The following is an 18793-nucleotide window of genomic DNA, read 5'->3' as shown; positions in this document are numbered from 1 at the left end:
TATGCTTCCTACTCGCCAAAATCAATAAAAAGCGGGACGTGTTATGGGCTGGTGCCAAGTGCCAATGTAGTTGTCTTTAACTAGTCGCAAACCGCCGAAAGGCGGTATTTTATTTGACATAAGGAAATGTTGATGAGTGGTTTTTCAAAAGTTGAATCCATGTCGACTTATTTTGGAGCGCATAGAGTTTTAGTAAATGAGTATCTGAATGAACTGTATAAGAGTAAAGAGTTCGATCTTGCTTCTTTGTTCGATAAAAAACTGGCTAATGCGTTTGCTATACATGTTGCGAACAAGGTGGAAATTTATGTTCGGCAAACCATTGAGGCAGAAGTTTCGCATGTCAATGAAGATCTCGGCGTCAGTATGACGTACGAGGATTTTTTAGAGAAGGATGAGTTGTATCTAGAATTTTTGAGTAAATATGAATCACTGCAGTACTTGCTGGATAAACTTTTTGAGGATGAGTTGAAAAACTTTTCCTTAGTAAAGGGGGCTTTTGTTCAGTCGCTTCCGGAATTGCTACGGACTGGTTTTCTGACGGACGCTCATGAAGTGAGTGATGTGTTTTTGCTCGGGGATGAAAGTCACGATGGAAATAAAAATGTCGCTCTATTTTACGTACGGGGATGCCCCGCCTTTGCCTTGAAATTGCGCGACCTGGAACTGGAAAGGAAAACAAGCGAGTTTCTTGGGGATTTCTTTAAGGATCAATGTGATATCCAAGGCTGGGAGTTTCCTGAATATATATCGGGGCAGGATTTCGGATGGGTGAAGTGGTGTGATCAGGTTCCTTTGAAGAGCCAAGCGGAGGTAGAGAACTATTATAAGTTAGCAGGCTATTTGATTGCCGCAGTTGCTTCGTTAGGGGTTACCGATCTTCATTATGAAAATATAGTAACTCATCATGGAAATCCTGTGCCGGTTGACTTGGAAGCAGTATTTCATCATGTCTATGTTGACGCGTCTCGTTCGGCAATAGCTAGAACTGGGCTTGTGCCGAATGTTATTAAATACACAGATGGACTTGCCGACACCGAGCACGCGGGGATAGGAAATATATTTCGGAAAGAAATCATTAGAAAAGCATCTTTGAACAAAAATCCGAACGCAGTAGTGTTTGATGGTTGTGTACAGAATCCGATGGACTATATTGATTGTATGGTTGCTGGCTGTGTGGAGTGCTATAAAATTATAACTGCTGAGTATCAGCGGTTTGTGAGGTTTTTTAATCAAGCTTCTAATCTTAAAAATAGAATGATATTGAGAGACACGGCTAATTATTGCTTGGTGATTGAGGCGTCTTTTCATCCGCTACTTCTAAAGAGTAATGAAGGGCGAAAAAACTATATCGAGTCCTGCCTCGGATCAATCGAAGATTATCGGGCTGAGCCCGCTCTCTTAAAGGCTGAGGTTGAAGCCTGTTTTCTTGGGGATGTTCCAAGGTTTACGTCTAGTGCAAAGGCTCTTTTCGTTTGTTCAGTTCATGCTGTGAAAAGTATTAAACTGATTAACTGTGTGAGTGGGTACGATAGTGTAAGGAGTGATTTGCATCGTATAGTAAGTGATGGGTATGGTCACGAGATTGAATTTTTAAAGTGCGTGTATAAAGAGGCTGGAAAAGTAGTCGATATGAACTTTAGGTTTAATAGGGTTGGCTTCTTTGATGATGGAGAAGTCTCTAATTGTTTTTCTTTAGACACGACTTCCGCTTCAGTAAAGAGAACTGCTAAGCACATGCTTTATAAAAAATCTCCCCCGTTACTGTTTACCAGTAGAAGTGAGAGCTATCTTGAGCTAACTTCGGTAGGGTTCGATTTGTTTTCGGGTTCGGGAGGGCTTGGGTATCTCGCCTCTACTGGGGGGTTATTCGAGTCAGAGTCTGAGAATAAGGAGTTTCTCTCCGCGTATTATGAAATGGTGGTGGGTAGTGAGTTTCTCTCCTCGTCCCCAATAGGTGGAGCATATGTCGGTGGGTTGAGTTCGATAGCTCCGATTTTTATAGATGGAAACCTGACCTCTATTTCCGCTGCAACCGATAAAATTGTCACGTCTATTTATGCATGTGAATATAAGAAAATGGGTTCGGGATTGGTTTATGGTCTTGCCGGGGCTCTAGTGATTGCAAGTTGTTACTTTGAACTATCACGGATGGAAGTTTGGCGAGATGTTGCTAGGTCGCTATTCGATGTTTTAGTAGCGCGATCCGAACTCGATGGTGAGCAGATAATATTTGCTGCCAATATCTCAAGGCACGCAAAGAAGATATTATCTGGGCTTTCGCATGGTCAAGCAGGAGTCGCTTATTCGATCGCGGTATATGCCCTTGTTTTTGATATTCCTGATGGGGCGATCCTGCCATTGATAAAAGGCGTGATCATGTCGGAAATCAATTGCTTCGACCCTCAGCGTGGTAATTGGCCTGATTTGAGAAGTAAACCTCGAAATATAGAACTTCAAGATGAGTTTGGGTGGGCTTATGGGGGGGCAGGGATTATTTATGTATTAGATTTTTTAAAAAGACATTTTAATATCTGCATGATCAATGAGTTCCTACAGAAATACAATGTTCGTGCATTATTTGAGGCGAGTGTTTTAGAACCTGGCAAAAAAGAAAGTTTCTCAGTTTCCAACGGAGCCTTGGGCGTAGAGTTGATTTATCGGCGACTATTCAAGAAAGCTTTGAATAGTGATTTGGAAAGTAAGTGTTGGTCGATTCATGGTTCGGCCACTTTAGGTTGTGGTCTGATGAAAGGAAGTGCCGGAGAATGCCTAGCCCTGAAATCCCTGATGACAGGTGATCGATCCTTTCCCCTGTTACCTCATGAATTGTTCAAGCTTAACTTTCAGGAAGTATTCGAATGAAGGCCAAAGGGTTTGTCGATGCTTATAAGCTATTAAAGTTGTCCATGAAATCAAAGGATGCAGGTCGTTTGGCCTTTTTGGTGACGCTGGTTTTTCTTACCGCGATAGGGTTTGGGGTGTTGCCCATGTTTTTTCAACGGATGCTTGCGGTCGCTTCAAGTGATCATGAACAGTTCTTGAACTTTCTGGTTTTGGTGATTGGTGTTGTTTTTATATCTCAGGTGTTATCTCATTCGTCTGATGTGTTGACAATGATGTTTATTCAGAGGGTTAATATAAATCTTGGTGAGATGTTTATTAAGAAATCAATTGGTTTATCTGCGAATGAGAGTCTTGTACAAGGGCCGGCACACCTTGCGCAGGTGTTGCAATGTGCTTCTGCGAGTATGGATAATACTGTGCGCTCTTTATTGGTTGGTGTGCTGCCGTCCTTGGTTCAGATATTAGTATCGTTTGTAGTGTTGCTGTTTTTTGAAGATTTTTTCGTAATGTTTATGATTTTTTTATATGTTTTTGTATATGCCATTCTTAGCGCTTCAGTGATAGGTCGTTTGTCAGAGCTATTCAAAGCTGTGATATTGAAGGAAATGGGATGTTCTAAAACTGTCCATGGCATTGTTTCGAATATTGAGACGATACGTATTTATTTAGCTGAGGAGTTTCTACTGCGGTTTTTTCGCGAAGATCAAGAAGGGGTTTACCAGTCTTGGTTGGATTTCTATAGGAAAAGTACTTCTCTGGAGGTGGTCAGGATAGTTATTTTTTCATTGGTTTTTTTTGTGGTTATTTATGAGTCCTCGTTAAGGTTGCTTTCCGGTGAGATAGGTGTTGGTCATTTAGTAATGGTTGCAGCCTATATGTTTCAGGTTTGTCAGCCGTACGACGCTCTTTTAAAGAGTGTTGGAAGCATGATCGAGTCACTAAGTGGGTTTGCACCATTACTAAAGCATTTTGACGCTTGCGAAATTCGGCGTGTTGATAAAAATAATAAACTTCCGAACGTTGGTCATGGTCTGGAGTTTTGTAATGTTGGGTTCTCTTACCCTAACCGACCTGTAGAAAAGGTGCTGTGTGATTTGTCAATTCGATTTGCTCCGGGTGAAGTCGTCGCGATCACTGGCCCGTCTGGCGTGGGTAAGTCAACTATTGTCAAATTGCTGATGCGACTCTACGTGCCATCGTCAGGTTTAATTAAATATGGTGGTGTTGCGATAGGCGATTTGTCTGATCACGATTTTTATTCCAGGTTTTCTTTCGTGTCCCAAGAGGTTGGTTTGTTCAACGGTACGCTGAGATTTAATCTAAAAGTTGCCGATCAGAATGCACCGGATGAGAGACTGGAAGCTGTTCTAAAGCTCGCTAATCTTGAGGTATTCCTGAAAGGATTACCGTCCGGACTGGACACGGAAATTGGAGACAGAGGTCTAATGTTGTCGGGAGGAGAGCGCCAACGTCTTGCGCTGGCAAGAAGTTTTTTGCGGGATCATAAGGTGGTTGTTTTTGATGAGAGTACCGCGTTTCTTGATGAGGCGGCAGAGCGTACAGTCATATCAAATATAAAGAAATATAATGCGTCTAACATTGTGATCATTGTTGCTCATCGCGAGTCAATATTAAAGCTGGCTGATCGAGTAGTCTCGTTTAATGGCGAATATTGTGTGGAGCTTTAGTAGTGAGAATTTTGTCTGTTTCAGTTAAAGGGTATCGCTCTATTGATGATGTGTTTATTAATCTTGACGGATTGAACATTTTTCATGGCGCTAATGGAGTTGGGAAGACCAATTTGTATAATGCACTAAAGCTCGTGCAGGCCGCCGCGACGGGGGAGTTCTCAAAGTTTATCGTTAGGGAAGGTGGCATGCAGTCGATCCTTTCGGAAAGTTCAAAGCGCAGTGCCGAACGCTCAAAAATTATTCTTGAAGTGCGTTTTTCAACTTTTCCAGATGATGGCTATTACAGTTATAGAATTACAGCAGGCTTGGTGCCGCAAAAAAATGTTTTTGGAGAGAAAATTGTATTGGGCGATGGCTTTGAGTTTGAACCGCAAATTAAAAATGAAAAGCTATCGTTTTATGATGGGCGAAAAACTCATATTCTGATGGTCAGAGAGAATAGTTTCTTGAAAGTCATGGGTCGAGAAATGGCCATGCTGGACATGACTAATTCTATTCGACTATTTCCCTCGGCAACGGCATTAAACTCTCTCACAGATGCGGAGCGTTTTCCCGAGGTGTTGCGTATCAAACATGAAATAATGGGGTGGCGTTTTTATCATGGTTTCAGGACTGATATTGAGTCACCCATCCGTAAGCCTTGCTACGCTGTTAGTGGTACCGTGCTTGATTCCTGTGGAACAAATCTCGCTGCTGTTTTGGCGACGCAAAAATATATAGTTCAGGATCTTGATGTTATTGAAAAACTGATTGCGGATACATTCGGTGGAGCAACTTTGGATATTTCAAAGCCCGAGCGTACCGTTTCGTTTGGTTTGCGTTTCGCTCACAGTAATCGGACAAGTAATGCGTGGGAGTTGTCTGACGGTACGTTGCAGTATATTTGCCTGGTCGTTGCGCTGACATCCGGTTCTTTGCCTCCTTTTATTGTTTTGAACGAGCCTGATAACAGCCTTCATCCTGATATGCTCAGATCGTTGGCTGGTTTGATTAGCTCTGCCAGTAAGCGATCGCAGATTTGGGTTGTTACGCATTCACCGATATTGAAAGATATTCTAGAGGAGTCAGGGGCGTTCAAATCACGGCATGTTATCAAGCGGGGGCTTCATACATGGATTGAAGGACTGACTCTTAATGGTGATGTCGATGTTTTGTGAGTCAACCGCACGCTATGCCCGTTGAAGTCGAAGACTTGATCCAGCAGCCAGTCCGTCATGGTCCTGTCCTCTTGGCAGGGTGGGAGCCAAAAAAGCATAGGCATAAAAAAACAGCCGCGAAGGCTGTTCTCTATATCCTTGATGAACACCGATCCCCTGAAGCGGCTTCTGGCAACGCCTACAAGGGGATGTGTATTGAATTACTCGCCGCGATAGATGCAGCCGCTGGTGCAGGTTTCGTGGATGCGGATCGCGCTCAGTTCCGGCAGAAGTGGTTTCAATTCATTCCAGATGAATTTGGCCAGGACTTCGCTGGTCGGGTTTTCCAGGCCGGGAATGTCGTTCAGGTAGTTGTGATCCAGGCGCTCGTAGAGCGGCTTGAAAATCGCTTTGATCTCGGAGAAGTCGCGGATCCAGCCTGTGTGCGGATCGAGGTCGCCGCTCAGGTGAATCGCCACTTTGAACGAGTGGCCGTGAAGGCGCCCGCACTTGTGGCCGTCCGGTACGTGCGGCAGGCGATGGGCGGATTCGAATGTAAATTCCTTGAAGATTTCCACAGTAGTTTCGGCTCTGTTCAGATGGCGTTCGCCGCAGCGATTCGGGCAGGCGGCGAGTTTATCAGCTTGTGTTTGGCCTTGCTGACTAAAGGGTCAGCAAGCGCTCGGCGAGGCGACCATTGGCAGCCAGTTCGAGGAATTCGTCCCCCAGGCGCCGGCTCTCGTCCATCGCCGCGTGCCAGTATTTTTGCCGGCTCGGCGCATCGCCCATGAAGCGCTTGAAGTCGTTGCGGTCGGGCAGTTTGCCGTAGGGCAGGCGTGCCAGATATTCCTTTGACGGCGCGAGCAACAACACGTCTTGCAAGCGCTCCACCGAGGCCCGGCGCCATGGCAGGGTCTTGTCGAACCAGCCCGGAATCACACGGTCGGTGAAGTGCGGATAGAGCACGATGCCGTCGCCGCTGTAGGGCAGGTCAAGGTGATAGTCGAGCAGACCGCCATCGCGGAAAGTCCCTGCACCGGCGCCGGGCAGGTCGCGCACGCCTTCCATGATCATCGGAATCGAACCCGAGGCCAGCAGCGCCTGACGCAGATTGGCAGCATTGAGCGCGACGAAGCGCGACGGGAAATCGTTGAGCGCATGCACCGGCGGTGCGAGGCGCGGATCGTGGATGATCAGCCGTTCGAAATGTCGCGACAGCCGCGCGCGACCACGCAGGTTGTCGGCAATCACCGAGCCCAGCGCCAGCCCGAGTCGAGCGCGATGGTCGTCCGCCAGACGGCCCTGGCTTTTGACCACCATGATGTTCAAGCGGTAATCGGCGTTATTGAGAATGCTGTCGTCGCGGCCATCGAGCAGGTCATTGAGCATGCGCTGCGAGCTCTGACTGATCTGGGCCATGGTCACGCCTTTGTTGAAATTCTGCTCGGCGTACAGGTGGCCGAGGCGACGAATGCCTGCGGCGGCGTCCGGCAGGCAGGCGCTGGCGAAGCGCCAGGAACCCACTGACGCACCGATCAGCGAACGTTCGCGCGGCGCACTCGGCAGCCACTCACCGAACAAGGCCAGATCCAGCCCCTGAATCCCCAAAGCCTTTGGCCCACCGGCCGCGCCGGGCAGGGTGCCGACATCAGCAGCGTTGAGGCCTTGGGCGCGGATGCGCGCCATGGCCCGGGGGCCGGCCTTGAGGGTGAGGGACGGAAACTTGATGTGGATGGCTGTCATACCGGTCTCGATCGTTAGCAAGCGAAGGATTATAGAACCACGGCGGCCCTCTGTGGGAGCGAGGAAACAATGATGGCAATTCAGTTTCAGTTAAGTTCATCCCGCTAAGGTGCCCTGCGTTGCAACACATAAAAATATGGAGTCACCCATGAAAACCCTGACTGCCCTGTCCATCGTCTCGCTTTTCGGCTTGACCGCCAGCATCGCCCACGCCCGCGACCTTGGCCCCGATGAAGCCCTGCGTCTGCACGACGCTGGTACTATCGTCTCCTTCGAGAAGCTCAATACCACGGCGCTGGCCAGACATCCGGGTTCCGAGATCACCGACACCGAGCTGGAAGAGCAGTACGGCAAGTACATCTACCAGATTGAAATGCGTGATCCGCAGGGGCAGGAATGGGATCTGGAATTGAACGCGGTGACGGGGCAGGTTCTCAGGGATCATCAGGATAAGTAATGAAGGTTAATGTTCGCGCCACCCGTTGCACGGCGTTGGCGCTCGTGATTTTTTGTTCGACGGCGATGGCTCGCGACCTCGATCAGGACGAAGCGCTGCGCCTGGTTCGCGCGGGTGTGATTTTGCCGCTGGAGCAAGTGCTGCATCAGGCAATGGCGCGTTACCCCGGCGCGAAGCTTTTGGAGGTCGAGCTGGAAGAGAAGCACGACGTCTACATGTATGAAGTCGAGTTGCTGACCGTCGAGGGTGTGGCGCGTGAGCTGCACCTGAAGGCTGATACCGGTGAACTTGTGAAAGACGAGGAAGATTGATCGATGCGTTTGCTTTTGGTGGAAGACCACGTACCGCTGGCCGACGAGTTGCTCGCCGGCCTGCAACGCCAAGGTTACGCAGTGGATTGGCTGGCAGATGGTCGTGATGCGGTGTATCAGGGCCGCAGCGAACCCTATGACCTGATCATCCTCGACCTCGGCTTGCCTGGCGTGCCGGGGCTAGAGGTGCTGGCGCAATGGCGTGCCGGGGGCCTGGCGGTGCCGGTGCTGATCCTCACGGCACGCGATTCCTGGGCCGAGCGCATCGAAGGCCTGAAGGCCGGTGCCGACGATTACCTGACCAAACCGTTTCATCCCGAAGAGCTTTATTTGCGCATTCAGTCGTTGTTGCGCCGCTCCAAAGGCCAGGCCAACCAGCCGACGCTAAAGGCAGCCGGCCTGCATCTGGATGAGGGTCGCCAATGTGTCGTTCGCGACGGCGCCGACATTCAACTGACCGCCGCCGAATTTCGCTTGCTGCGCTATTTCATGCTGCACCCCGAGCAAATCCTCTCCAAAAGCCACCTCGCCGAACACCTCTACGACGGTGAGACCGAGCGTGATTCCAACGTTCTTGAAGTCCACGTCAATCACCTGCGCCGCAAGCTCGGCAAAAGCGTGATCGAAACCCGTCGCGGCCAGGGTTACCTGTTCGGCGGGCAAGCGTCGTGAGGTCAATCCAGCGCCGCTTGAGCCTGGGGTTGATCAGCGTGCTGGTGGTGGTCGGCGTGGTGCTGGCGCAAACCAGTCTGTGGCTGTTCGAGGTGGGATTGCAGCGCTATCTCGAGGCCGGTTTGCGCAACGACAGCGAAAGCCTGCTGGTGGCGCTGGTGCGTGGCCCGCAAGGCTTGCAGCTGGATGAGCGGCACCTGTCGCCGGCCTATCAGCGACCGTTCTCCGGGCACTATTTCCGCATTGATTTTGCCGACAGTCACTGGCGTTCCCGTTCGTTGTGGGATCAGGACCTGCCGCAGCTCGAACACCAAGGCCTGCACAGCAATCTGCAGTTGGGCCCGGACGGGCAGCAGTTGCTGGTGTTGCGTTCGGACTATCGACGGCTGGGCCAGTCGATCTCGATCAGCGTCGCCCAGGATTACACCCCGGTGCGCGAAAGCTTTCAGCGCATGCGCCAGATCGGACTGGGTTTGGGCGTGCTCGGGCTGTTGCTGATTCTGTTTTTGCAACGGCTCACCGTGCGCCGTGCCTTGCGACCGCTGGAAAAGGCGCGTGAACAGATCGCCCAATTGCAGCAGGGCCAGCGTTCGCAACTCGATGATCAGGTGCCGGTTGAACTCGAACCGTTGGTGGCGCAGATCAACCATTTGCTCGCCCATACCGAAGACAGCCTGAAACGCTCGCGCAATGCACTGGGCAACTTGGGGCATGCCCTGAAAACGCCATTGGCGGTGCTGTTGAGTCTGGCGGCGAGCGAAAAATTCGATGGCCATCCCGAGTTGCGCAAGATCCTCAAGGAACAACTGGAGCAAGTGCAGCAGCGGCTCAATCGCGAGCTCAACCGTGCGCGATTGTCCGGTGATGCGCTGCCGGGAGCGTTGTTTGACTGTGACGCAGAACTGCCGGGACTGTTGGCGACCCTGAACATGATCCACGGCGAGCATCTGGCGTTGAGTTACGTAGCGCCACCGGGGCTGCAATTACCGTGGGATCGGGAAGACCTGCTGGAGCTGCTCGGCAACCTCTTGGACAACGCTTGTAAATGGGCGGATGCCGAGGTTCGTCTCCGTGTGATCAAGCGTACTGATGGCTTTGCCCTGAGCGTGGAGGATGACGGGCCGGGCATACCCCAAGCGCAACGGGGTCAAGTGTTCAGCCGTGGGACGCGGCTTGATGAGCAGACGCAGGGGCATGGTCTGGGGCTGGGCATCGTGCGGGATATCGTCGATACGTGGGGTGGGTTGTTGGTGCTGGGCGAAAGCGAGTGGGGCGGGTTGAAGGTGGTGATCGAGTTGCCCCGGCGCTGAACCGCAGGTCGCTATAAAACCACTGTGGGAGCGGGCTTGCTCGCGAAGGCGGCGGGTCAGTCAATCAAGATGTCGACTGAACTACCGCTTTCGCGAGCGAGCCCGCTTCCACATTGCGTTGTGCAGTGAGCCTTAGACCCGGAACTGATCCATCAAACCCTGCTGCTGATTGGCCAGGCTATTGAGTGACTGGCTCACCCGCGCCGATTCATTCGCCTGCCCGGACAGCGACTCGGTCACATCACGAATCGTCGCCACGTTGTTGTTGATTTCCTCAGCCACGGCGCTCTGTTCTTCCGCCGCACTGGCGATCTGCAGGTTCATGTCGCTGATCACCGTCACCGCATCGCCAATCTGGCGCAACGCTGTCACCGCTTGCCCCACCTGCTCGACACTGCCCTGTGCCTGACGATGGCTGTTGCCCATCGAACCCACCACATCCTGTGTGCCGTTCTGCAACTGCTCGATGACCTGACGGGTTTCCTCGACCGACTCTTGCGTGCGGCGGGCGAGGTTGCGTACTTCGTCAGCCACCACGGCGAAACCGCGTCCGGCTTCACCGGCGCGGGCGGCTTCGATGGCCGCGTTGAGTGCCAACAGGTTGGTCTGTTCGGCGATGGCGCGGATGGTTTCCAGTACCGTGCCGATTTTCTCGCTGTTGGCGGCCAGGCCTTCGACCTGGACCATCGCAGCGCTCATGTCACTGGCGAGTGTGTCGATGCTCGCCGTGGTGCGGTCGATCACCGTCAGGCCCTCACGGGTCGCGCGATCGGCATCCTTGGCGGCTTCAGCGGCCTGGGCGGCGCTGCGGGCGACGTCCTGGGCGGTGGCGCTCATTTCATGGGACGCGGTGGCGACCTGATCGACCTGGCGGTACTGCTGCTCCATACCCGCACTGGTCTGGGAGGCGATGGCCGAGGACTGGTCGGCGGTGTTGCGCGCGTCCTGAACCGAGCGTTTCACTTCGGCGATGATCGGCTGCAACTTGTCGAGGAAGCGGTTGAACCAACCGGCCAGTTGACCGAGTTCGTCCTTCTTGTCGTAGGCCAGGCGCCGGGTCAGATCACCTTCGCCGCTGGCGATGTCTTCCAGCATGTGCGCCACGCCGAGGATCGGTTTGGTCACGCTGCGCGCCATCAGCCACACCAACAACAGGCCGACCAGCGCGGCCAGCACGCCGAGGCTCAGTTCGATCAGCGTGCCCGAGGTGTTGCTCGCATCCAGTTGTTGTTTGAGTGCTTCGGCGCGGCTGACCAGGACTTTCTCCGGCACATCGAGCAATACACCCCACGACGGCCCGCCCGGGATCGGCTGGAACGGCGACAGCACTTTCAACAGGCCCTTGCTGTGCAGGCTGCTGACGCTGCTGCTGGAGGCGAGCAGGCGCAGCAGTTCGGCGCCGCTGGTGGTATCGACGGCGTCCAGGCGCTGGCTGAGTTTGCCGGCGTCCGGACTGTAACCGGCGAGGAGGCCGGCGGGGCTGATGATGCTCACGGCGGTCTGGCCGTCATAGAGCTTTTTGCTCGCGCCCTGACTGATCGCTTGCAGGCTGTTGAGGTTGATGTCCACCGACAGCGAAGCGATGACCTTGCCGTTGACCATCAGCGGGAAGACGATGCTGGTCATCAGCACCTTCTGGCCGTCGATCACGTAGAAGTACGGTTCGATCACGCAGGGCTTGAGGGTCGTGCGCGGGCAGGTGAACCAAGCGTTGGCCGCTTGGCCACTGGGGCCGGTGCTGGTATCGGCCATGTCGCTTTCCGGCAACGCCATCGACGTGACTTTGCCAGGTACGGGCTGCGACCAGTACAGGGCGAAGCGGCCCTTGTCGTTGCTGCCCAGTTCCGCTTGCCCGGCGAACAGTTCGTCCTTGCCGTCCAGCCCATTGGCTTCGAACACCAGCGACAGGCCAAGCAGATCCGGATTGGCTTGCAGCGCGGACTTGACCTGACGGGTCATGTCTTCGCGCAGGTCGAAGGCATCGAGAAAGCGCTTTTCTGCCTGTTCACGCAGGAACAACACCTGTCGCGAGAAACCGTGGCCGTATTGATAGGCGTCCATGAACTGCTGGCGAATGCCCGCCGCCTGCACTTCTCCCTGGGATTCGATGCGCGCCTGAGCCGACTCGGTGAGCATCTCCATACTTGAAGCCTTCACCAGTTCGGAACTGTGCTCCATGCGGTACAGCGAAAGACCGACCAACAGGGTCACGATACCGGCCAGGCAAAGCCCGGCGAGCAGGGTGATTTTCCATTGGATGGAAAGTTGTCTGAGCGACATGGAGACGTCCTTATTCGATAAATATCTGAGACTTTGCACTGTAGCGGCCGCGAATCGGCTTTCTTTATCCTTAAAACACAATAGGGCGGATTGTCACAGCCATTGGCGGGTTTGGAGGCTTTGACACCGCTGCCACTCTGCGGCAAAGTGCGCGCCCTTCTAATAAGACCCTCTTTGCAAATCCGCCGGTGCTCCGTGGGCGGGCTCATCCTGTCTGGCGGTGGCTGTTGCACCGCAGTGATTTTGAGGTAGTGAAATGAATGCAGTGATTGCAGCAGTCGGCGTGATGCTGATCCTGAGTCTGTCCCGCGTGCACGTAGTGATCGCTCTGATCGTCGGTGCGCTGGTCGGCGGTCTGACCGGCGGTCTGGGCATTGATGCCACGCTCAAGGCGTTCAATAGCGGTCTGGGCGGCGGGGCGACGGTGGCGTTGTCCTACGCGTTGCTCGGCGCTTTCGCGGTGGCGATTGCCAAGTCCGGCTTGGCCCACGCACTGGCCGACAAGGTTCTGGTAATGGTTGACCGCCAGCATTCGACCGACGGCGGCAACGTCAAATGGCTGCTGATCGGCATGCTGTGGATGGTCGCGATAGCCTCGCAGAACATCCTGCCCATCCATATCGCGTTTATTCCGCTGCTGGTACCGCCACTGCTCTATGTACTGAGCAAGTTGCAACTGGATCGCCGATTGATTGCCTGCGTGATGACGTTCGGTCTGATCACCCCGTACATGTTTCTGCCGGTGGGCTTCGGCAACATCTTCCTTAATGAAATCCTGCTGGCCAACGTTGCCCGCAGCGGTGTCGACATCAGCGGCATCAATGTCACCCACGCCATGGGTATTCCGGCATTGGGCATGGTGTTCGGCCTGGCGATGGCTTTCGTCAGCTACCGCAAGAAGCGCGTTTACAACCTGGCGAAAATCGAGCAGGTCGAGCAAGTGGCGGTGCAGTACAACCCGCTGAGTCTGATGATGGCCGGTGTGGCGATTGCGGCGGCATTCGTCGTTCAGTTGTTGCTGGACTCGATGATTATCGGGGCGCTGGCCGGTTTTCTGATTTTCTCGGCCTCGGGTATCGTCAAGTGGCGCGAGACCGATGACCTGTTCACTCAAGGCATGAAGATGATGGCGATGATCGGGTTCATCATGATCGCCGCCTCCGGGTTTGCCGAAGTGATGAAGGCCACCGGGCAGGTGCAGACACTGGTCGAATCGTCGGCAACATGGATCAACCACAGCAAGGGCGTGGGTGTGTTGCTGATGCTGCTGGTGGGTTTGTTGGTGACCATGGGCATCGGCTCGTCGTTCTCCACCGTGCCGATTCTGGCGGCGATTTTCGTGCCGCTGTGTGTGCAATTGGGTTTCAGCCCTCTGGCGACCGTGTGCATTGTCGGCACCGCCGGTGCACTGGGCGACGCAGGTTCACCGGCCTCGGACTCGACGCTGGGCCCGACCTCCGGCCTGAACATCGACGGCCAGCATCACCATATCTGGGACACCGTGGTGCCAACGTTCCTGCACTACAACCTGCCACTGCTGGCGTTCGGTTGGATCGGGGCGATGGTTCTGTAACACCACAAATCCCCCTGTGGGAGCGAGCAGGCCCGCTCCCACAGGGGGGGATTGAATCGTTTGCTCAACTTTTGATCTGGCGTGCCGTTAAAGCCTTTAACCACGCCAATAAAACCAAGAGAGTGAGCCCCCCATGCGCCTGAGTCTCAAGGCTAAAGTCCTTTCCCTTGCCGTTCTTCCGGTGTTGCTATTTGCGCTGGTGATCAGCCTGACCACGCTGTTCATCCTTCAGGATCAGGCCAGCAAGGAAGTCGAAGAAACCCGCCAGCGTCTGCTCAGCGACGCCAAAGCCACGCTGCAAAGTTACGTCGCCGTGGCCATGACCGCGATCAAGCCTTTATACGACGCCTCCGCTCCCGGCGATGAAGCGGCGCGTGCGCAAGCGATCAAACTGTTGTCGGGTATTCGCTACGGCAAGGATGGCTACTTCTTCGGTTACGACTCCCAGACCGTGCGCCTGTTCAAGGCCAATGATCCCGAAGGCGTAGGCAAAAGCTTCAAGGACAACCGCGATCCAAACGGCGTCTACGTCAACCGCGGTCTGGTGAGTGTGGCGAAGGACGGCACCCACTATCTGCAATACAGCTCACCGCTGCCAGGCAATGCCAAGGTGCTGGTGCCGAAACTCGGCTACACCGAATACCTGGCGAAGTGGGACATGGCCGTCGGTTCTTCGGTCAACCTTGACGGCATCGAGGCGCAGGTGGAGGTGGTCGAAGCCAAGGTGCAGGAACGTATGCAAGGCGTGGTGCTGAGCATCGTGGGTGTGGCTGTGGTGATGCTGTTGCTCATCGCCGTGGCGGGGATGTTGCTGGCCAACACCATTCTGCGTCCCCTGAACTTGATGAAAGCCAACCTCGATGACATCGCGGCGGGCGAGGGCGACCTGACTCGCCGACTGACCATCACCAGCCAGGATGAACTCGGCGAACTGGCCGGCTCGTTCAACCGTTTCGTCGACAAGATTCATGGTCTGGTGCGCCAGATCACCGAGATGACCACGCAACTGACCGGGTTGGTGACGCAGGTGTCCGATCAGGCGCAGCGCTCGGATCAAGCGATGGAGCGTCAGCGCCACGAGACCGATCAGGTCGCCACGGCGATCAACGAAATGTCCGCTGCCGCGCAGGAAGTCGCCAAGAGTGCGCAAAACGCTGCAGTCGCTGCCCAGCAGACCGACGAGGAAGGCCAGAGCGCCAAGCGCGTGGTGGCCGGCAGCATCAAGCAGATTCATGCGCTGGTGGACGACATTCGCAGCAGTGGCGTGTCGCTGGACAGCCTGCAACAGGACGTGTCGTCGATTGTCGGCGTGCTGGGGGTGATCCGCTCGATTGCCGAACAAACCAACCTGCTGGCACTGAACGCGGCGATTGAAGCGGCGCGGGCCGGTGAGGCCGGACGCGGTTTTGCGGTGGTGGCCGATGAAGTGCGGGCGCTGGCCAGTCGTACGCAGATCAGTACGCAGGAAATCCAGGGGATGATCGATCGCCTGCAGGCCGGGACGCAGTCGGCGGTCGAGGCCATGCGCCGTTCCAGTGAGGCAGGTGATGGCACCTCGGTGCAGGCCAATCAGGCCGGGGCTTCGCTGGATGCGATGGCTGAGTTGATTGCGACAATCAACTCGATGAACGCGCAGATTGCCAGCGCTGCCGAAGAGCAAACGGCGGTGGCCGAAGAGATCAACCGCAGCGTGCATCAGATTGCGGTGGCGGTGGATAACGTGGCGGATGAAACGCAGTTGGGGGCGCAGACTTCACGCAGCCTGGCGGATCTGGGCCAGCGACTGGGCAAACTGGTCGGGCAGTTCCGTATCTAGAACGCTACACATAACCTGTGGGAGCGGGCTTGCTCGCGAAGGCGTCGTGACATTCAGTATTTGTGTCTCTGACACACCGTCTTCGCGAGCAAGCCCGCTCCCACATTGGGTTTTGTGCAGGGCTTAAGGTCTGTCCCAATAGGGGATTTCGCCGAAGCATTCGATGAAGAAGTCGATGACTGTGCGCACCTTCACCGACAGCCGACGGCTCCCCGGCCACAGCACTGCAATCTGCTGCGGCTCCAGGCTGTTGGAGACCTGATATTGCCTCAGTACCGGTACCAGCGTGCCTTCGCGCACCGCCTCACCAATCAGCCATGACGGAAACATCACCAGCCCCAACCCTTGCTCGGCGGCTTGCGTGAGGGTGTCGGCGTGGTTGCCGGTGATCGGGCCTTTGACCGAATACGGCGTCCAGTCTTGCCCCTCACGGCGAAAAAACCAGCGCTGTTGGCCGGTCGCGCCTTTGTAGGCCAGGCACTGATGCTGCGCCAGATCATCCGGATGTTGCGGGATGCCGTGGCGTTTGAGGTAAGCGGGGCTGGCGGCGACCTGGAATCGATGCGGCGCCAGAATCCGCGCTTGCATGCTGGAATCGTGCAAAGGGCCGATGCGAAACAGCAAATCGGCGCCTTCCTGCAGCGGATCGACGTAATGGTCAGTCTGTTGAATATCCAGTTGCAGCTTCGGATAGCGCGCGCATAACTGACCGAGCCACGGCGTCAGATGGCGTTGGCCGAACACCACGGGGGCGTTGATTCGCACCAGGCCCGTGGGTTCGCTTTGCTGTTCCTGCAACGCCTGCTCGGCTTCTTCCAGTTGCACCAGCACCAGCCGCGCATGATGGCCGAGCATGCGTCCGGCTTCGGTTGGCGTAACCGCCCGGGTGTGGCGGTAGAGCAATTGCTGGTTGAGCGCCTGCTCCATCAACTGGACCTGCCGAGAGATCGATGAGGGCGCCACGCCTTCGCGGCGGGCGACTTCGGAGAAACTGCCTTGGTCGAGTACGGCCACAAATAGCCTTAGCGCTTTGAATCCCAGTTCGTTAAGCCCGTGCATGCGGTGCCCTGCTGTGCGTATTGCGCAAAAGTGTTGTCCGGATGCTCCCATTTATCGCACAGCGGCGCCAGCCGATAATCCGCGCCATCGTTTATTGGCCTGGATGTTTGTGATGCAGACGTTGGATGAAGTGAGTGTTGCGCCGCCGGCGGTCAGACCGGGGTTGCGCTTGTTGTTGCTGCCGCTGGTGATTTTGGCGGGGATGGGGTTGTCGGTAGAGGCCGGGTTGCTCGGGCCGTTGGGTGTGCAGGTGGGGCATTTGTGGGCGACGTTGAGCATTTTCGGCGTGGGCTCGGCGATTCTGTTTTTGCTCCTGTTGTTCAGCGGCCAGCAACAAGGGCCGGCGTTGAACACATTGCCGCGCTGGCAGTTGATCGGAGGTGTTCTCGGACCGGTCTATGTGGTGGTGCTGACGCTGGCGACCCCGCACATCGGCATCGCCATGACCATGATCGCGATTCTCTCCGGGCAGGTTGGCAAGAGTGTGTTGATCGACCACTTTGGCTGGTTCGGCGCGGTTCGTAAAAAGGTCAACGGTGAACGTTGGCTGGCGCTGCTGCTGATTGTCGCGGCACTTGTCTTGATTGCTCGGGGTTGATGATGAATCTGATTATTTTGTTGGCCGTGGTGGTTGCAGCGGGCGCGGTGTTGAGTGTTCAGGCTGCGATCAATGGGCGTCTGGGTGAAACCGTTGGGGTGTTGCGCAGTAGTTTGCTGACGTTTGCCGTGGGTGCGCTGGTTACCGGGTTGCTGATTGTGTTCTTCGAACCGGCCCACGCGGTGAGTTTGCTCGACGTGCCGAAATGGCAGCTCAGCGGTGCGTTGTTTGGCGTGGTGTACATGATCGTGATGGTCGGTGCAGTGCCTCGGGTGGGTACCGCGGTGGCGACCGTGGCGGTAATTGTCGGGCAGCTCGGGATGGGGATGTTGATCGATAACTTTGGCTGGCTTGGTAACCCGGCTATCGATTTGTCCGCTAACCGGATGTTGGCGATGGTTTGTTTGGGGTTGGCTTTGGTGTTTATGTATCGCAGCAGTGTTCGGGGTTCTGACTGATTGGGAGTGTCTACTGCCTCAAGCCCGCAGACCTGGCGACCCTGCCAAGCTCGCCCAGGTTTCGCCCCGTCTATCTCGTCGCCCCCACGCTGGATGACGAACCCCCGCGCGTCGAGGCCTGCGAGTCGCTTTCAAACGCCCATGCCATGGCCGGCAATATCGCCAGCTCGGTGGGCGGCCCGGAGCGCAAACCGCTACTGGCGCTGCAACAGGTGATCATGCTGAACGAACTGTCGGTCAATCGGCTATTGGATAAACTCCGTTTGCCGTCATAGCGGCGAAGATGATGAGTGGGGCGCTTGCCCCGCTCATCGGGCATAAACCGTAATGTCTGATGCTGATTTATTGATCGGTTCTTGTCAGTTTGAAAGTGCCGTCCGGCTTTAAGCGATACCCAGCGGATTTGAATGTTGCGGTGAAATTGCCGGTGACCGTGCCTGTTTTCCGATCCAGTCTGATCGTGAGCTCCGCATCATCGGCATCGACAGTTGCGAATCCCGTGAAACCCGGTGGGGCCGGTATCGAATGGATATGGGAAACATGCAACCCTTGGCCGTCATTCAGTTTGTAGGTGTACTCCATCAAGTCTTCGTCCAGGTAAGGCACGCTCAAAAGCAAGGCGAAATAGTTTTCCTCCTCCCCCGTCCCGGTCGAACCGCTAAACACCCAACTTTCTTTGCCGGTCGGCGGGAAGACGCTGTAGTGAAACGAGCTGTCTTGAGCGTAGATTGGGCCCGCGTTGAAACTCCAGTGAAAATCATGGGTGGCGGGCTGAACACTGTTTTGCTTCGGGATGAAAATGCACTTGGCGCTCATGATGAAATCCTTCTTGGGGAATGAAC

17 protein-coding genes and 2 pseudogenes are annotated in these 18793 nt (G+C 54.9%); 13 read left to right on the top strand and 6 right to left on the bottom strand.

All coding sequences use genetic code 11. The features are described from left to right. Positions 1-132: 132 nt before the first annotated feature. Genes AACY02_RS13945 through AACY02_RS13935 form a run of 3 tightly spaced genes read left to right on the top strand, consistent with a single transcriptional unit; the run spans position 133 to position 5695 of the window. Positions 133-2865, top strand: a complete 2733-nt coding sequence (locus AACY02_RS13945) for a DUF4135 domain-containing protein (protein ID WP_339432451.1) — start codon at positions 133-135, stop codon at positions 2863-2865. Further along, entirely contained in the window at positions 2862-4535 is a 1674-nt protein-coding gene (locus tag AACY02_RS13940) for an ABC transporter ATP-binding protein (RefSeq protein WP_339432450.1), read from the top strand. The genes AACY02_RS13945 and AACY02_RS13940 overlap by 4 nt, the downstream gene beginning before the upstream one ends. A 2-nt stretch (positions 4536-4537) precedes the next feature. Continuing rightward, positions 4538-5695 carry an AAA family ATPase gene (locus tag AACY02_RS13935; RefSeq protein WP_339432449.1) on the top strand — a complete coding sequence of 386 codons (1158 nt, stop codon included), beginning with the start codon at positions 4538-4540 and terminating at the stop codon, positions 5693-5695. Positions 5696-5895: 200 nt separating this feature from the next. Here the strand turns inward: AACY02_RS13935 and queD are convergent, their stop codons facing one another. Then, entirely contained in the window at positions 5896-6252 is a 357-nt protein-coding gene (queD, locus tag AACY02_RS13930) for a 6-carboxytetrahydropterin synthase QueD (protein ID WP_007955941.1), read from the bottom strand. An 85-nt stretch (positions 6253-6337) separates the two neighbouring features. Next, a complete protein-coding gene (locus AACY02_RS13925; protein WP_339432448.1) occupies positions 6338-7417 on the bottom strand; it encodes a patatin-like phospholipase family protein in 1080 nt (359 codons plus the stop codon). A gap of 148 nt (positions 7418-7565) precedes the next feature. Here AACY02_RS13925 and AACY02_RS13920 point away from each other — a divergent pair, with 148 nt between their 5' ends. Genes AACY02_RS13920 through AACY02_RS13905 form a run of 4 tightly spaced genes read left to right on the top strand, consistent with a single transcriptional unit; the run spans position 7566 to position 10167 of the window. Next, a complete protein-coding gene (locus AACY02_RS13920) occupies positions 7566-7874 on the top strand; it encodes a PepSY domain-containing protein (protein ID WP_339432447.1) in 309 nt (102 codons plus the stop codon). Beyond that, complete coding sequence (locus tag AACY02_RS13915) at positions 7874-8185, top strand: PepSY domain-containing protein (protein WP_339432446.1); 312 nt, start codon at positions 7874-7876, stop codon at positions 8183-8185. Before AACY02_RS13920 ends, AACY02_RS13915 begins: the two co-directional genes overlap by 1 nt. Positions 8186-8188: 3 nt before the next feature. Then, positions 8189-8857, top strand: coding sequence for a response regulator transcription factor (locus AACY02_RS13910; RefSeq protein WP_221732956.1), 669 nt, complete (start codon positions 8189-8191; stop codon positions 8855-8857). Then, positions 8854-10167 carry a sensor histidine kinase gene (locus tag AACY02_RS13905; protein WP_339432445.1) on the top strand — a complete coding sequence of 438 codons (1314 nt, stop codon included), beginning with the start codon at positions 8854-8856 and terminating at the stop codon, positions 10165-10167. Before AACY02_RS13910 ends, AACY02_RS13905 begins: the two co-directional genes overlap by 4 nt. Before the next feature lie 132 nt (positions 10168-10299). On the opposite strand, the gene AACY02_RS26030 is transcribed toward AACY02_RS13905, so the two are convergent. Next, complete coding sequence (locus AACY02_RS26030; RefSeq protein WP_401160353.1) at positions 10300-11055, bottom strand: methyl-accepting chemotaxis protein; 756 nt, start codon at positions 11053-11055, stop codon at positions 10300-10302. 102 nt (positions 11056-11157) lie between these two features. Further along, positions 11158-11304: pseudogene (locus tag AACY02_RS26025) on the bottom strand (HAMP domain-containing protein); the annotation flags it as partial. 1399 nt (positions 11305-12703) lie between these two features. Here AACY02_RS26025 and AACY02_RS13895 point away from each other — a divergent pair. The 3 genes and pseudogenes from AACY02_RS13895 to AACY02_RS26015 all read left to right on the top strand — a co-directional run bounded on the left by AACY02_RS13895 (position 12704) and on the right by AACY02_RS26015 (position 15836). Further along, entirely contained in the window at positions 12704-14020 is a 1317-nt protein-coding gene (locus tag AACY02_RS13895; RefSeq protein ID WP_339432443.1) for a Na+/H+ antiporter family protein, read from the top strand. Positions 14021-14153: 133 nt separating this feature from the next. Continuing rightward, positions 14154-14930, top strand: a pseudogene (locus AACY02_RS26020) (cache domain-containing protein); the annotation flags it as partial. A gap of 84 nt (positions 14931-15014) precedes the next feature. Continuing rightward, entirely contained in the window at positions 15015-15836 is an 822-nt protein-coding gene (locus AACY02_RS26015) for a methyl-accepting chemotaxis protein (RefSeq protein WP_401135169.1), read from the top strand. Positions 15837-15959: 123 nt separating this feature from the next. Here the strand turns inward: AACY02_RS26015 and AACY02_RS13885 are convergent, their stop codons facing one another. Further along, positions 15960-16895 carry a LysR family transcriptional regulator gene (locus AACY02_RS13885; RefSeq protein WP_339432441.1) on the bottom strand — a complete coding sequence of 312 codons (936 nt, stop codon included), beginning with the start codon at positions 16893-16895 and terminating at the stop codon, positions 15960-15962. A 112-nt stretch (positions 16896-17007) separates the two neighbouring features. Between AACY02_RS13885 and AACY02_RS13880 the strand changes: the two genes are divergently transcribed. From AACY02_RS13880 to AACY02_RS26010, 3 genes are read left to right on the top strand one after another with little or no spacing between them, the layout of a single operon-like run. Next, complete coding sequence (locus AACY02_RS13880) at positions 17008-17493, top strand: DMT family transporter (protein ID WP_339432440.1); 486 nt, start codon at positions 17008-17010, stop codon at positions 17491-17493. A gap of 2 nt (positions 17494-17495) precedes the next feature. Continuing rightward, on the top strand, positions 17496-17951 hold the full coding sequence (locus AACY02_RS13875) for a DMT family transporter (protein WP_339432439.1): 456 nt from the start codon (positions 17496-17498) through the stop codon (positions 17949-17951). Beyond that, complete coding sequence (locus tag AACY02_RS26010) at positions 17948-18226, top strand: DUF6124 family protein (protein ID WP_445261952.1); 279 nt, start codon at positions 17948-17950, stop codon at positions 18224-18226. The genes AACY02_RS13875 and AACY02_RS26010 overlap by 4 nt, the downstream gene beginning before the upstream one ends. 67 nt (positions 18227-18293) lie before the next feature. Here AACY02_RS26010 and AACY02_RS13865 read toward each other — a convergent pair whose 3' ends face one another. Beyond that, positions 18294-18767 carry a hypothetical protein gene (locus tag AACY02_RS13865; RefSeq protein WP_339432437.1) on the bottom strand — a complete coding sequence of 158 codons (474 nt, stop codon included), beginning with the start codon at positions 18765-18767 and terminating at the stop codon, positions 18294-18296. Between the last annotated feature and the right edge of the window lie 26 nt (positions 18768-18793).

The sequence above is a fragment of the Pseudomonas sp. EA_65y_Pfl2_P78 genome (genome assembly GCF_963970495.1).
In the GTDB taxonomy this organism is placed as follows: domain Bacteria; phylum Pseudomonadota; class Gammaproteobacteria; order Pseudomonadales; family Pseudomonadaceae; genus Aquipseudomonas; species Aquipseudomonas baetica_A.
This window is presented reverse-complemented; position numbering and strand designations above follow the sequence as displayed.

Excerpts from the sequence above, each read along its gene's own strand:
- AACY02_RS13925 (WP_339432448.1), bottom strand. The coding sequence starts at position 7,417 with ATGACAGCCATCCACATCAAGTTTCCGTCCCTCACCCTCAAGGCCGGC.
- AACY02_RS13865 (WP_339432437.1), bottom strand. The coding sequence starts at position 18,767 with ATGAGCGCCAAGTGCATTTTCATCCCGAAGCAAAACAGTGTTCAGCCC.
- AACY02_RS13875 (WP_339432439.1), top strand. The coding sequence starts at position 17,496 with ATGAATCTGATTATTTTGTTGGCCGTGGTGGTTGCAGCGGGCGCGGTG.
- AACY02_RS13910 (WP_221732956.1), top strand. The coding sequence starts at position 8,189 with ATGCGTTTGCTTTTGGTGGAAGACCACGTACCGCTGGCCGACGAGTTG.
- AACY02_RS13915 (WP_339432446.1), top strand. The coding sequence starts at position 7,874 with ATGAAGGTTAATGTTCGCGCCACCCGTTGCACGGCGTTGGCGCTCGTG.
- AACY02_RS26030 (WP_401160353.1), bottom strand. The coding sequence starts at position 11,055 with ATGGAGCAGCAGTACCGCCAGGTCGATCAGGTCGCCACCGCGTCCCAT.
- AACY02_RS13880 (WP_339432440.1), top strand. The coding sequence starts at position 17,008 with ATGCAGACGTTGGATGAAGTGAGTGTTGCGCCGCCGGCGGTCAGACCG.
- AACY02_RS26015 (WP_401135169.1), top strand. The coding sequence starts at position 15,015 with ATGACCACGCAACTGACCGGGTTGGTGACGCAGGTGTCCGATCAGGCG.
- AACY02_RS13920 (WP_339432447.1), top strand. The coding sequence starts at position 7,566 with ATGAAAACCCTGACTGCCCTGTCCATCGTCTCGCTTTTCGGCTTGACC.
- AACY02_RS13885 (WP_339432441.1), bottom strand. The coding sequence starts at position 16,895 with ATGCACGGGCTTAACGAACTGGGATTCAAAGCGCTAAGGCTATTTGTG.
- AACY02_RS13945 (WP_339432451.1), top strand. The coding sequence starts at position 133 with ATGAGTGGTTTTTCAAAAGTTGAATCCATGTCGACTTATTTTGGAGCG.
- AACY02_RS13940 (WP_339432450.1), top strand. The coding sequence starts at position 2,862 with ATGAAGGCCAAAGGGTTTGTCGATGCTTATAAGCTATTAAAGTTGTCC.
- AACY02_RS13895 (WP_339432443.1), top strand. The coding sequence starts at position 12,704 with ATGAATGCAGTGATTGCAGCAGTCGGCGTGATGCTGATCCTGAGTCTG.